This is a genomic window from Streptomyces sp. NPDC046931 (assembly GCF_040644655.1).
Classification (GTDB): domain Bacteria; phylum Actinomycetota; class Actinomycetes; order Streptomycetales; family Streptomycetaceae; genus Streptomyces.
This window is the reverse complement of sequence record NZ_JBEYWX010000002.1, coordinates 406,892-420,513: the sequence shown is the minus strand read 5'-3', so window position 1 is coordinate 420,513 and position 13,622 is coordinate 406,892. Positions and strand designations below refer to the sequence as shown.

Sequence of the window (13,622 nt, the reverse complement as noted above, 5' to 3'; positions counted from 1 at the left end):
CCGGATCACTGGCCTCCCGCGCCCCACGTCACCGACGGCGCGCCGGCCCCGCCCTGGGGGGTAGCCGCGCGGGGGGCGGGCAGCTCGCCGTACCGGCCGTAGGCGCCGTAGCGGTCGCCCTTCGGGGCCGGGGCCATGTTGAAGACGGTGCCGAGGACGCGGACGCCCACCCGCGCCAGCGACTCGGCCGCGGTGCGAACCTGCTCCCGGCTGGTCTTCGCCGCGCGGACGACGAGCAGCGCACCCTGGGCGAGCGAGGCGAGTCCGACCGTGTCGGCGACCGGCAGCAGCGGGGCGGTGTCCACGATCACGACCTCGTAGATGCCCGCCAGCTCGCGAAGCACCTCCTCCATGCGTGCCGAGGCGAGCAGTTCGGTGGGGTTCGGCGGTACGGCACCGCTGGCCAGCACCGAGAGCCGGCCGCCGGCCTGCTGCATCACGTCCTCGATCCGGGCCTGCCCGATCAGGACCGTGGTCAGACCGGCGTCCTGGACGAGGCCGAAGGCCGGGGCCACGCAGGGACGGCGCAGGTCGCCGTCCACCAGACAGGTGGAGATGCCCGCCTCGGCGAGGGAAAGGGCCAGGTTCACCGCGGTGTTGGTCTTGCCTTCGCCGGGTACCGAACTCGTCACCACGATGATCCTCGGCCGGTCGTCGACCTGCGCGAACTGCAGATTGGTGCGCAGCTTGCGGAAGGCCTCGGCACGCTTGGAGTGCACATCGGCGCTGACCAGCGGCTGCCTGGGCGCGTTCTTGTCGTACGGGATGCTGCCGAGGCCCGGCAGCGCGGTGAACTCGCCCAGCGCCTCACTCGTCTTGAGCGTGGTGTCGAGGGTCTCGCGCACGGCGACGAGCCCGGCGCCGAGCAGCAGACCGCCCAGCACCCCCGCGGCCAGGTTGAGCAGCGGGCGGGGCGAGACCGGGACGGACGGGGGAACGGCCTCCTGGGTCACGCCCAGCGTGACGGGCGAGGCGGGCACGGGTCCGCTGCGCGGGAAATACCCCCGCATCCGCTCGGAACCGACCGTGCGCCTGGGCGCCTCAAGCCGCTCTACGACCGCGCCGAACCGCTCGGCGACCGCGTTGGCGATGCGTGCCGCCCGCCGGGGCGCGGTGTCCCGGACCGTGATGTCGATGAGCACGGTGTTGAGCGGGGCGTCGGCGGTGATCCGGGACGCCAGTTCCTCGGGTGTGGTGCGCAGCCGCAGCCTCTTCACCACCGGCGCGATCACCTGACGCGTCGTCACAATTTGGGCGTACGACTGGACACGCGCCTGCGAGAAGCTCTGACCCTGGTTCAGCTGGGTGGTGTCGTCGGCGGTGCGCGTGGCGACGAAGAGCTGGGCCCGGGCCTCGTAGACGGGAGTGCTCAAGCCCGTCGCGGCGAGTGCCGCCCCGATCGCGAGCACCAGACAGACCACGACGGTCGGCCAGCGTCTGGCAAGAGCCTTCAGGAATCCGTGGAGATCCAAGCTGCACCCCTCATCGAACCAAGGGAACCACCCGAATTGGGATGTTCTGTTCCCTGTGCGCACAGCCGAAGATAGGGACTCGTGCACGCCGATCGGGGGAGCCACCCCCATGTCGGCCCGGCGAACGACCCTGGTGAGGCACGCGGCCCCGTCACTCCATCGGCCAGATCGCGTGGGCCATCGCGGAACGAGCGCTCCCCCATCCGGTGCCTTCTGGGCAGTGCCTCGCCAGTCGGAGGCAGGATGTCCGATTTATTCGATGTATCCAGACCCTGATGACGGCCGACGCAGCAGCCGCCTGGCCCGTACCGAAGCCGAGGAGAGTGAACAAGATGACGTCATCGCCCAGATGGCGGTGCGCACTGGCATCCGCAGCAACGGCTGCTGTGCTCGTGTCAGCACCACTGGTGGGGGCGCAGACCGCCTTTGCGCAGTACCCGCCGACAGCGCCCACCCTGACCCTCTCTGTGACCACCGTGGCCCCAGGACAGCCGTTGACCTTCACCGCCAGGGGCTTCGTGCCCGGGCGAACCGTCAGGGTGCAGCTGGGGACCCACCCGATCGTCCTCGGCACCTTCGTGGTCGACGGCACCGGAACGGTGACGGGGACCGTCACCGTTCCGCCGCACATCCACCGTGGCTGGTACGTCCTCCGGATCACCGAGACCGACCTCGCTCGCAGTGTCGCCACGCGTATCCGGATTCTGGGTGCCGTCGGCGGGCCGGGAGGGCCCGGGCACCCCGGGCACCCCGGGCACCACGGCCACCAGGCCCTTCCGGGAGCTCACGCCGTTCCGGGAGCTCACGCCGTTCCGGGAGCTTCCGGGCGCGGTGCGGGCCTCGCGGCCACCGGCAGCGGGAACGCCCTGGCCGTCGGCGGCACCGCGGCGGGGCTGATCGCGGCGGGCGGCGGCACGATGCTGGCCGTACGCCGTCGCCGTAGTTCATGACGGAGCGGAACACCCGCACCGCGGTACCACGGCGTCCCGGTTTGCGCCGGGGTGCCGTCGGCGTGCCCGCACCCGGCCCCGGCAAGGGCGCCCGGATCCGCCGGCGCGCGCTGAGGACCACCCTGCTGACCGCCGCCGCACTCCCGGTGGCCGCCGCCGTCTGGATCGGGGTCACCGGGGTGTTCGCCCGCTCCGAGCTGCTCGCCGCCCAGCGGGACCTGGACGCACTGCGGCAGTCGGCGGCACCCGCGCAGGCGCCGGGCTCCCCGGGGGGCTCCGCCTGGGAGCGGCCGGCGGCGGTGCGTTCCGCGGCCGTGCACGCCGCCCGGGCGCATCGTCTGACCAGCGGCGCGGTCTGGTACACGGCGGCCCTGCTGCCGTGGGCCGGGGATCCCGTCAGCACCGTGCGGGGGGCCGCGGACGCGGCGGACCGGCTGGCCGGCGAGGTGCTGTCCCCGCTGGCGAGCGCCCTTCCGGCGGCCGCCCCGGACGGCCGCGGGGGCGGGATGGCCGGGGCGCTCACGGCGCTGCGGCAGCATGCGCCGCAGCTCGCCTCGGCCGCCCGCGTCACGGCCGAGGTACGGGCCGATGTGCACCGGCTGCCCGGGACCACCTGGCTGCCCGCCGCCGACCGGGCCCGGGCCCGGCTCGCCCGGCAGCTGGACCGTCTCGCACCCGTGATGACCGATGTCTCCGTGGCGGCCCGGGTCCTGCCGCCCATGCTCGGCATGCAGGGGGAACGCCGCTATTTCCTCGCCTTCCAGAACATCGCCGAGGCACGCGGCACCGGAGGTGTGCCCGGGGCCTTCGCCGTGCTGCGGGCCGACCGGGGCCGGCTGTCCTTCGAACGGTTCGGCAACAACACCGAGATGGAGACGGCGAAGGCGGAACTCGACCGCAAGGACCTCCAGGCCCTGGGAGCCGAGTTCACGGCCCGTTTCCGGGCCGCCGCGCCCACCCGGGTGTGGGCCAACTCCAACATCAGCCCGCACTTCCCCTACGCGGGGCGCATCTGGGCGGCGACGTGGCGGAAGCACACCGGGGAGCGGGTGGACGGCGCGATCGCCGTCGACCCGGTCACCCTGAGCCGATTCCTGCAGGTCACCGGGCCGGTCCGGATGGCCGACGGCACCGAGCTGACCGCCGCCAACGTCGTGGACCTCACCGAGCGGACCAGCTACGCGCGCTTCGGCGACGTCACCCGGCGCAAGGAGTTCTTCGTGGAGGCGGCCCGTGCCGCCGCCGGCCGGCTGATGACCGCGGCGGACGACACCCGGATGCTGCCGCGGCTGCTCGTCGCCCTGTACCACGCTCAGCGGGACGGGCGGCTCAAGGTGTGGAGCGCCCGACCGGAGGAGCAGCGGATCCTCGAGTCGCGCCCGTACGCCGGCACGCTCCCTGCCACCCCGGGTCCCTTCGCCGGGCTGGTGGTGAACAACGCGGCGGGCGGCAAGCTGGACTACTACCTCGACCGGAGCCTGGTCTGGCAGGCCGAGGGCGACGGCTGCTCCGGCGGCGACCGTCGGGTCACCGTCACCGTCACCCTCGCCAACCGGGCCCCGGCCTCCGGCCTGCCGGGCTATGTCACGCTGCGGGCGGACGCCCCGCCCTACCGCACCCGGCCGGGCGACAACCGGCTCCTGGTCTCGTACTACGCCGGTGCCGGCGCCTCCCTCACCGGCGCCGCGCTGGACGGCCGCCCGACCCAGGTCGCGTCCGACGTGGAACGCGGCCACTCGGTGTTCACGCTGGACCTGGAGCTGCCCGCCGGCTCCCGGCGCACCCTCGTCCTGCACCTGCTGGAGCCCCACGCCGACCGCACCCCGACGCTGCTGCGCCAGCCCCTGTTGACACCCCTGCGGGCGGTCCTGAAGCCGGGAGGCGCCTGCCATGCGTGACCGCATGACACCGGTCCTGTCCTGGGCGGCCCTGCTGGTGGGGACGCTGCTGGCGGTGTCGTGCTCCGTGGTGGAGCATGCCCCCGGCCGCCCCGCGGGCCCGGCCGGGGGCGCACCGGCCGGGCAGCGGGCCGAGCGTCTGCGGGTCAAGGTGCTGGAAGTCCTTCCGCACGACCCGGGGGCGTTCACCGAGGGCCTCGAGATGGCCGGGCGCACGCTCTACGAGGGCACCGGCCTCTCCGGCGGCTCCTGGGTGCAGGCGGGGCCACCGGGCCGGCGGCCCACGGTGCGCGCGGCGCTGCCCGGGCCCCTGTTCGGGGAGGGGATCACCGTGCTCGGCCGGACCCTGTGGCAGCTGACCTGGCGGGACCGGATCGCCGTCGAGCGCGACGCCGCCACCCTGAAGGAGCTGCGCCGCGTCCGCTACCCGGACGACGGCTGGGGGGTGTGCTTCCAGGAGTCCCGGCAGCGGCTGGTGACGAGCGACGGCTCGGCCCGGCTGACGTTCCGCGACCCGGGCACGCTCGCGGCGACGGGCGGGGTCTCGGTCACCGAGGACGGCAGCCCGCTGTCGCGGCTGAACGAGCTGGAGTGCGTCGGCGCCGCCGTGTACGCCAATGTGTTCGAGACCGATCGGATCGTGCGGATCGACCCGGCCGGCGGCACGGTGACCGCGGACATCGACGCCTCGGGGCTGGTGCGCCCGGACGGACTCGCCCCCGGGGCCGTGCTCAACGGCATCGCGGCCGTTCCCGGAACGGACCAGTTCCTCATCACCGGGAAGTTCTGGCCCAAAATGTTCCGTGTGGCCTTCGTCCCGGCCGGCGGAACGGGTGGCTCCGGCGGCTGAGCCGGTGGAAGGCCCACAGCGACGCAGATCACCGCTTGCGCCACTACAGTGCGGCGGCATAAGTGGGTAGTCTCAAACGGACTGCATAAGTTACCGCTTAGTAATCGCGCCTTCGGAGTACACGGGAAGTACATCGGAGGAAACCCCCTCGCAGGCCCGAGGAGCCCCCAAATGCAACTCGCCGCGATCATCGTGTCGCTGGTTCTGATCGTGGTCGGCGTGGCCCTGTTCGCCCGCGCCGTCCTGCAGATCTTCAACTTCATGCGGCTCGGCCAGAGCGTGCCCGCGGGCACCCGCACCGACGAGCCCGCCCAGCGCACCCTCACCGTGGTCAGGGAGTTCCTCGGCCACACCCGTATGAACCGCTGGGGCATCGTCGGTGTTGCGCACTGGTTCGTGGCCGTGGGCTTCTTCACCCTGCTGCTGACGATCGTCAACGCCATCGGCGAGCTGTTCCAGGCCGACTGGATCCTGCCGGTCATCGGCGAGTGGGCGCCGTACAACGTCTATGTCGAGTTCATCGGCACGATGACGGTGGTCGGCATCGCGGTCCTGATCGTGATCCGTCAGCTGAGCAAGCCGAACAAGCCGGGCCGCAAGTCCCGCTTCGCCGGCTCCAACTTCGGCCAGGCGTACTTCGTCGAGGCGGTCATCCTGATCGTCGGCGTCTGCATCTTCATGCTGCACGCCCTGGAGGGCGCCCAGCACCACGTGGACGGCTACGAGGCCTCGTTCTTCATCTCCTACCCCGTGGTGTCGTGGCTGGAGGGCATGGACGTCTCCACGCTCCAGAACCTCACCTACTTCTTCGCGGGCCTGAAGATCGCGACCTCCTTCATCTGGATGATCACGGTCGCCCTGAAGACCGACATGGGTGTGGCCTGGCACCGCTTCCTGGCGTTCCCGAACATCTGGTTCAAGCGCAACGCGAACGGCGAGACCTCGCTGGGCGCCCTGCTCCCGATGACCTCCGGCGGCAAGCCGATCGACTTCGCGGACCCGGGCGAGGACGACGTCTTCGGCGTCTCCCAGGTCGAGCAGTTCTCCTGGAAGGGCCTGCTGGACTTCTCCACCTGCACCGAGTGCGGCCGCTGCCAGTCGCAGTGCCCGGCCTGGAACACCGGCAAGCCGCTCTCCCCGAAGCTGCTCATCATGTCCCTGCGCGACCACGCGCACGCCAAGGCCCCCTACCTCCTGGCCGGCGGCGGCAAGACCATGGAGGGCGAGGAGAAGGCGTCCGCCGAGCAGCTGAAGGACGTGCCCGCCGCCGCTCTCGCCGAGGCCGAGCGCCCGCTGATCGGCACCGCCGAGGAGAACGGCGTCATCGACCCGGACGTCCTGTGGTCCTGCACCACCTGCGGCGCCTGCGTCGAGCAGTGCCCGGTGGACATCGAGCACGTCGACCACATCGTCGACATGCGCCGCTACCAGGTGATGATCGAGTCCTCGTTCCCGTCCGAGGCGGGCACGATGCTCAAGAACCTGGAGAAGAAGGGCAACCCCTGGGGCCTGGCCAAGAAGCAGCGCCTGGAGTGGACCAAGGAGCTCGACTTCGAGGTGCCGGTCGTCGGCCGGGACATCGAGGACCTCACCGAGGTCGAGTACCTCTACTGGGTCGGCTGCGCCGGCGCCCTGGAGGACCGCGCCAAAAAGACGACGAAGGCCTTCGCGGAGCTGCTGCACATCGCGGGCGTCAAGTTCGCGATCATGGGCGGCGACGAGAAGTGCACCGGTGACTCCGCCCGCCGCCTCGGCAACGAGCCCCTCTTCCAGGAGCTGGGCATGGAGAACGTCGCCGCGCTGAACATGGCCTTCGGCGAGGACGACGAGGACCCGGCGACCAAGAAGCCGAAGTCGGCGAAGAAGATCGTCGCGACCTGCCCGCACTGCCTCAACACGATCGGCAACGAGTACCCGCAGCTCGGCGGCGACTACGAGGTCATCCACCACACCCAGCTGCTCCAGCACCTGGTCGACGAGGGCAAGCTGGTCCCGGTCACCCCGGTCGAGGGCATCATCACCTACCACGACCCGTGCTACCTGGGCCGCCACAACAAGATCTACACGCCGCCGCGCGAGATCATCGGCAAGGTCCCGGGCCTGCGCAACGAGGAGATGCACCGCCACAAGGAGCGCGGCTTCTGCTGCGGCGCCGGCGGCGCGCGGATGTGGATGGAGGAGCGGATCGGCAAGCGCATCAACAACGAGCGCGTCGACGAGGCCCTCTCCCTCAACCCCGACATCGTCTCCACCGCCTGCCCGTTCTGCCTCGTCATGCTGACCGACTCGGTCAACGGCAAGAAGAACGAGGGCAAGGCCAAGGAGTCCGTCCAGGTCGTCGACGTGGCCCAGCTGCTGCTCGACTCCGTCAGGCCACCGGTCGACCCGGCGGGCGCGGCGGAGGCGGAGAGCGAGCCGGAGCCCGAGCCCGTGAAGTAGCCGGTTTCCGTACGCCGTTTCCGTACGCCGTTTCCTGCGCCGTACGCAGACCGACCAGGGGCCGGGGTCGCCATCGAGCGACCCCGGCCCCTCGTGCGTGCACCGGCCCCCGCCGGTACGCACGTGTACCGGCATGGCGCTCTGCCCATCGGGTGAGAGTTCCTTCTCCCCCAGCGTCGTGCCCCACTCCCCCACAGACCGCCGTAGACACTCGATTCGTCCTTTCCGATCCTCTTGGAGGGCGCATGTGGCTGTTCGGGGAGACAATGCCCCACGCACCAATGACGAGACCCGCACGGACGCACGTCATCCGGGAGCAGCCACCCGTCGGGCGACGCAGCGGCAAACCCGCCTGGTACACGCCCGCAGCCGTCCTCGGCGACGCGGCCGCCGCCGGCACCCCGGTGTGCGCGGCCTTCGCGCGGGCCGACGGCAGGAACGCGGTGGCGTACGCGGCGGTGGCGGCCCTGGCCTGGCTGCTCGTACGTGCCGCGCGGGACCGCTACGCCGACCGCCGGCTCGGCGAGCGCGAAAACGTCGGCTCCGCGCTGCCGGACTGGCTGGTGCTGATCGGACTGCTCGCGGTGGTGCGGGCGGCGACCGGCGAGGAGTCCCCCTTCCTCCTCGCCCTGGCCGCCCTCGTCCCGTGCGCCCCGGTGAGCGCCGCCATGCACGCGCTGCTTCACCGTCATCTGCTCGCGCGGCGTCGCACCGGCCGGGCCGTCCGACGGGCCCTGGTGATCGGGGAGGCGCAGGCCGTCGACGCTCTGGTGAGCCACCTCGCGAAACGGACCGACCACGAGTTCGTCGTCGTCGGGGTGTGCCCCATCGGCGACGAGGACCCGCACGACCTGGCCCCGGTCGCCGCCCGGCTGAGTCGGCAGGCGCCCTCGCGCATGCCGGCCGACTCCACGCCGGTCATCGAAGCGGCCCGGCGGCTCGGCGTGGACGTGGTCGTCGTCGTACCGGGACCGCATCTGAGCGGAGCCCGGCTGCGGCGGCTGTCGTGGGCGCTGCACGGCGCCCAGTGCCCGCTCATGGTCGTACCGGGCCTGACCGAGGTGGCCGGACGCCGGGTGGGCGTCCTCTCGGTCGCCGGGCTCACGATGCTGAACGTGGCCCCGCCCCTGAGACGGGGGCTCGCCGCGCTGCTGAAGGCGGTGACCGACCGGTTGGGCGCGGCGCTGCTGATCGTGCTGCTCGCCCCGGTGCTCGCCGCGGTGGCCCTCGCCGTACGGCTGGACTCCCCGGGCCCGGTCGTGCACCGGCAGACGCGCATCGGCCGCGGCGGAGCGCCCTTCACCATGGCGAAGTTCCGCACGATGGTCGCGGACGCGGAACGGCTGCGGCACCAGCTGGCCTGGACCAACGAACAGGACGGCCGGATGTTCAAGATCCGCCGCGACCCGCGCATCACCCGCGTCGGCCGTGTGCTGCGCCGCTGCTCCCTGGACGAACTGCCCCAGCTGTTCAACGTGCTGCTGGGGCACATGTCGCTGGTCGGACCGCGTCCGCCGCTGCCCGACGAGGTCGCCCGCTACGACGAGGTGGAACGGCGCAGACTGGCCGTCAAACCGGGCCTGACCGGCGTGTGGCAGGTCAGCGGCCGATCGGACCTGTCGTGGGACGAGACGATCGCGCTGGACCTGCGGTACGTGGACAACTGGTCGCCCGCCGGGGACCTCGGGGTCCTCCTCCGCACCGTCCGCGCCGTCATCGTGGGAACCGGCGCCTACTAGCCTCGGTGCCCGCATTTCCGCAATGTCCCGCACACCGGGCGGAAATACAAAACGCAGACGGATTCTTATTCGTACGAATCATCGGGGCTCCGGAATTCACTGTGGAAGGTGCGTCGTCCGGCGCAATCACGGTGGCTGTGACACTAGCCTGGCCTGACGGACTTCGGCGGGGAAAACCGACCCGGCCGGACGGATCTCCGGAGAGCCAGTGGCCGCTTGGAAGAGCAGCAATCCGACGGATGCCGAATTCACCGCCGCCCTGATGCCGCCCGAAGAACTCGAAAGGCGGGCCGATCTCGTTTTCCGTTTGCTCGACGGCGGCGCCTGGGCGGGCCCGGATCCCTACGACGGCCTGACAAGTCCGCTGGCGGTCCTCGCCGTCCACCCCCTGCTGCGTCAGGCTCTCCTCCAGACGGTGAAGAGAAGCCCGGTCGACCTTCGCCGCCATCTGGCCATCCGCCCGCTGCGCACGGCGACCGCCTGCGGTCTGGGCGCGACCGCGTGCGGCCGGCTCGCCGCCTCGCCCCTCTGGCGCGGCAGGGCGCGCGAACTCGGGCGGTGGACCGCCGCCCGGCAACTGCGGGGGCGTCACGCGGGGCTGTGGAGCTACGAGTTCGACGTCCAGACCCGCTGGGGGTACTACCCGTCGTCCATGCCGAACATCGTGGCCACCGCCTTCTGCGCGGACGGATGCCTGGACAGCGGAACACTGGACGCCGACAGCGCCGAAAGGCTCGCCGCCGCTCTGCTGGACCATCTGTACACCGGCACACACTTCGCCTACACACCGGCGTCCGGCACGCTCATCCACAACGCGAACCTCATGGGCGCGGCACTGGCGACGCGACTCGCCTTCCTGGACTCGATGCCCCGGCCGCTCGCCTCACGGCTGCTCGACGCGGCACGCTCGGCGGTGTCCGCCACCGTGGCGGGGCAGCGTCCGGACGGCGCGTGGCCGTACGGCACATCCGCGAACCTCGGATGGGTGGACGGCTTCCACACCGGTTATGTGCTGCTGCGGCTGGACACGGCCGCGCGCGGACTCGGGCTCGAACAGAACAGGGTGATCGACGCGGGAGTCCGGTACTACCTCGAGCACTTGTTTGACGGCCCGGTGCCTCGTTACTACGCGGACGAAAGGCCGGGGCGGCGCGGGCGTACCTGCGGTGACCCGAACAACGACGCGACGGCCGTGCGCATGGCGTCCTGGGCGGAGGAACGCGGCTATGTGAGCCCCGGTTTCGCGGACCGGGTGCTCGCAGCCGTCGGCCCCTTCCTGCCGGAGCATTCCCGGGAACCCGCGGGGCACGCCGCGCTCACCGGGCCGCCGGTCCGCAGGTCGCCGCGGTGGAGTCTGGCGCCGTTCCTGGACGCGCTGACCGCTTTCCGCCTGGCGCGGAGTGCCGGATGAGCGCGTCGTCGAGGACGTACCGGTCCCTGAGGCCCACCCGGTCGACGGCCTTGTCCGTCCTCTACACCGTGGGCAGCCTCCTGGCGCTCACCGCCGTCCTGCTCTCACCGAGTGTGCCGACGGTCGTCCTGTGCGCCGCCGCGATGGTGACGGCGTTCGCCCTCGTGTGCGGCCGGAGCCCACTGGCCGCGGGGGTGACCTGGCTGGTCCTCTCGCCGGTCCTCTACCCCCTCGCCCGCTACCCCCGGTCCGGCTCTCTGGTGACGTTCGACCGTGTCCTGCTCGCCGCGCTGGTCCTCGCGCTCCTCATCGGACGGGGAAGCAGAAGGCCGAGCGCCCCGAGCGTGCGTGCCTTCGCCATCGCCGCGGTGGTGTTCGCGGCACTCTTCCTGGCCCGCGCCGTGACCACACATCCGCACGCCGTGGGCGCCCTGGAGACCTTCGTCGACGCGGTCCTGCTGCCCTGCGCCGCCTTCTGCGTCTGCCGGCGCACGGCGGACAGCCCCCGAAGGGTGAGCCTGTGGGCCTCGGGGCTCGTGGTGTGCGGGACCGTCGTCGCACTGCTCGGCATCACGGAACACCTCTTCGGATACGAACTCGCGTCCCTGAGCGGCGGTGCCGTGCGCGCCGACACCGAGAGCGGCGGCGTGATCCGGGTCTCCGGTCCCTACCCGGTTCCCGAGGTCTACGCGCTCACCCTGGCCCTGACACTCGCCGCGACGATGTTCTGGTGGATGGACGGGCGGATGCACGGCGCACACCGCAGGGCCTTCCGCTCGGTCCTGGGCCCGGTGCTCGCCGTCGTGCAGGTCGTGGGCATGGCCCTGTCCCTCTTCCGCGTGGCCTGGGCGTGTGCCCTGGTGATCCTCGTCATCGGCCTCGGTCTGCGCGCCGGGCGCAGGCTGCGCCTCGCCGCCGTGGGATCCGCCGTCGCCCTGGCCGCGCTTGTCGCCTTCGTACCGCTCCAGGACAACGCGGTGTTCCGCACCCGCATCGGCAACACCGACAACGTGGCGGGCCGCCTCGCCACCTACCAGGTCGGGGCCGAGATCTGGCGGTCCGCCCCCCTGACCGGCGTGGGCATCAACCGGTTCGTCGACGCCCAGAGCCGGATCCATGTCCGCGAGGTGTGGGGGGTTCGGTCGGTGCAGTCCCCGCACAGCTCGTTCGTCGGAGCCCTGGCCGAGCAGGGAGCATTCGGGTTCACCGCCCTGATCGCCCTGTGCGTCTTCTGCGCCAGGATGCTCCGCGGTCTCGGCCGGCTGGCGACCGGGGACCCGACCCGCCAGGTACTGCGCGCGGCGGTGATCGCCGGTGCGCTGTCCTATCTCGCGTTCTCCATGGAACTGACGATGCTGCCCCTCGGCCCGAGCAACGTCGCCCTCGCCGTGCTTCTGGGACTCGCGGCGGCGTCGATCGAGAACGCCGGGCCGCAGGGCGCGGAACGACACGCACACACCACGGCGGGTCCGGCCGTCACGACACCGCTCGTGAACGCGGTCTCATGACCTCCGGCATCACCGCCGACGCGGCCGGGGGGCGCACCAGGGTCAGGAAGGCGTTCGCCTCCACGACGGTGCGTCAGGCGGCGGGCTTCGCCGCCTCCAGCGCGACCCTCGGCGCCCTCGGCATGGTCACCTCGGCGCTCCTCGCCAGATCGATGGACGTCGACGCCTACACGGGCTACACGTTCGGCAAACAGCTGCTGCTCTTCAGCGCGATGTTCTTCGAGTTCGGGCTGTTCCTCCCGGCGGCACGGATGCTGGCGCGCTCTGACCCCGCCCAGCGGCGCCGGGTCACCGGTGCGGTCGTGGCGTTCTTCATGCCCGTGGCCGCCCTGTTCGGGCTGACCGTCCTCGCGCTGTCCTGGATGGTGGACGCCTTCTTCCCGGTGCACGCGGGCCCGGCTCTCAGGGTGGTGGCCTTCCTCTCCGTGGGCTACCCCCTCGACTTCGTGTGCCTTCAGGCGGCACAGGGACTCGGCCGTCTGCACAGTTACTCGATCGCCTCCGTGGTCTCACGACTGGGCTTCGTCGGCCTGCTCCTGGCACTGCCGGCGGTGGGGGTACGGCTGACGTCCTCCGGGGTGCTCCTGGCCGACGCCCTGTTCCTGCTCGCCGGGTGGGTCGCGCTGCTGGCTCACCTCCGTCCCCGGTTCGGCCGGCTCGGCCGGTCCATGGCGCAGATGGTGCAAGGCGCCCGTGACTACGGCTTCTCCGCCTACATCGGGCGGGTGCTGAGCATGGGCACCTACCACATGGACACCCTGATGCTGGGTGCCGCCAGTGACCCGCGCACCTTCGCCTGCTACATGTGCGCGGCTTCTCTTTCGTACCCCGTGGCGCTTCCCGGCGCGGCTCTGGCGACGGCGCTCTTCGGGCGGCTCACTCGCCGGCCGCGTATGGACCCGGCCTGGGTGGTGGCGGTGACGGTGGCGAGTGCCGTACCGGCGGCCGTGGTGAGCATGCTGGCGGTGCCGCTCGTCCGGCTCGTCTACACCGACCGTTTCCTCATGGCGGCAGCGCTGGTGCCGCTGCTCGCCACGGCGCAGGCGACCAGTGCCGTGACCCGCCTGTTCAACACCTTTCTCGCGGCGCACGGGCTCGGATCCGACCTGCGGACCGCTGCGATCACTCTGACCGCGTCCAACCTCGCCCTCAACCTCGCGCTGATCCCGGGTTTCCAGGCCGCCGGAGCGGCTTGGGCCAGCCTGCTGGCGCTCACGGTCAACCTCGTCGTCCACGCCCTGCGGTACCGGCGCGCCGTGCACAGGGGACTGACCGGCGGGCCCGTCCGGGGGGCGGCCCGAAGAGACCGTCCGGAGCAGGGACGGGACGCCACCGCCTGGTAGCCCCGACGGCCG

9 protein-coding genes are annotated in these 13,622 nt (G+C 71.8%); 8 read left to right on the top strand and 1 reads right to left on the bottom strand.

Annotation, left to right across the window (positions count from 1 at the left end; translation table 11 throughout):
* Positions 1–5 precede the first annotated feature (5 nt).
* Positions 6–1,472, bottom strand: a complete 1,467-nt coding sequence (locus ABZ876_RS05955; protein WP_361774869.1) for a polysaccharide biosynthesis tyrosine autokinase — start codon at positions 1,470–1,472, stop codon at positions 6–8.
* A gap of 494 nt (positions 1,473–1,966) precedes the next feature.
* On the opposite strand from ABZ876_RS05955, the gene ABZ876_RS05950 reads away from it, so the two are divergent.
* The 8 genes from ABZ876_RS05950 to ABZ876_RS05915 all read left to right on the top strand — a co-directional run bounded on the left by ABZ876_RS05950 (position 1,967) and on the right by ABZ876_RS05915 (position 13,610).
* On the top strand, positions 1,967–2,422 hold the full coding sequence (locus tag ABZ876_RS05950; RefSeq protein WP_361774866.1) for a hypothetical protein: 456 nt from the start codon (positions 1,967–1,969) through the stop codon (positions 2,420–2,422).
* Positions 2,423–2,484: 62 nt separating this feature from the next.
* Positions 2,485–4,320, top strand: coding sequence for a DUF4012 domain-containing protein (locus ABZ876_RS05945; RefSeq protein ID WP_361774863.1), 1,836 nt, complete (start codon positions 2,485–2,487; stop codon positions 4,318–4,320).
* Positions 4,313–5,170: a glutaminyl-peptide cyclotransferase gene (locus tag ABZ876_RS05940; protein ID WP_361774860.1), complete on the top strand. Its 858-nt coding sequence runs from the start codon at positions 4,313–4,315 to the stop codon at positions 5,168–5,170. Before ABZ876_RS05945 ends, ABZ876_RS05940 begins: the two co-directional genes overlap by 8 nt.
* Positions 5,171–5,341: 171 nt before the next feature.
* The gene (locus ABZ876_RS05935; protein WP_361774857.1) at positions 5,342–7,609 is read left to right on the top strand and encodes a (Fe-S)-binding protein; all 2,268 of its coding nucleotides are present in this window, start codon (positions 5,342–5,344) and stop codon (positions 7,607–7,609) included.
* A 281-nt stretch (positions 7,610–7,890) separates the two neighbouring features.
* On the top strand, positions 7,891–9,348 hold the full coding sequence (locus tag ABZ876_RS05930) for a sugar transferase (protein WP_361774854.1): 1,458 nt from the start codon (positions 7,891–7,893) through the stop codon (positions 9,346–9,348).
* A 208-nt stretch (positions 9,349–9,556) separates the two neighbouring features.
* Positions 9,557–10,759: a hypothetical protein gene (locus tag ABZ876_RS05925; RefSeq protein WP_361774851.1), complete on the top strand. Its 1,203-nt coding sequence runs from the start codon at positions 9,557–9,559 to the stop codon at positions 10,757–10,759.
* Entirely contained in the window at positions 10,756–12,267 is a 1,512-nt protein-coding gene (locus tag ABZ876_RS05920; protein ID WP_361774849.1) for an O-antigen ligase family protein, read from the top strand. Before ABZ876_RS05925 ends, ABZ876_RS05920 begins: the two co-directional genes overlap by 4 nt.
* The gene (locus tag ABZ876_RS05915; RefSeq protein ID WP_361774846.1) at positions 12,264–13,610 is read left to right on the top strand and encodes a polysaccharide biosynthesis C-terminal domain-containing protein; all 1,347 of its coding nucleotides are present in this window, start codon (positions 12,264–12,266) and stop codon (positions 13,608–13,610) included. Before ABZ876_RS05920 ends, ABZ876_RS05915 begins: the two co-directional genes overlap by 4 nt.
* Positions 13,611–13,622: the final 12 nt, after the last annotated feature.

What these genes read in the sequence shown, in the direction of transcription:
- ABZ876_RS05940 (WP_361774860.1), top strand. Translation starts at nt 4,313, where the DNA reads ATGCGTGACCGCATGACACCGGTCCTGTCCTGGGCGGCCCTGCTGGTG.
- ABZ876_RS05915 (WP_361774846.1), top strand. Translation starts at nt 12,264, where the DNA reads ATGACCTCCGGCATCACCGCCGACGCGGCCGGGGGGCGCACCAGGGTC.
- ABZ876_RS05935 (WP_361774857.1), top strand. Translation starts at nt 5,342, where the DNA reads ATGCAACTCGCCGCGATCATCGTGTCGCTGGTTCTGATCGTGGTCGGC.
- ABZ876_RS05920 (WP_361774849.1), top strand. Translation starts at nt 10,756, where the DNA reads ATGAGCGCGTCGTCGAGGACGTACCGGTCCCTGAGGCCCACCCGGTCG.
- ABZ876_RS05930 (WP_361774854.1), top strand. Translation starts at nt 7,891, where the DNA reads ATGACGAGACCCGCACGGACGCACGTCATCCGGGAGCAGCCACCCGTC.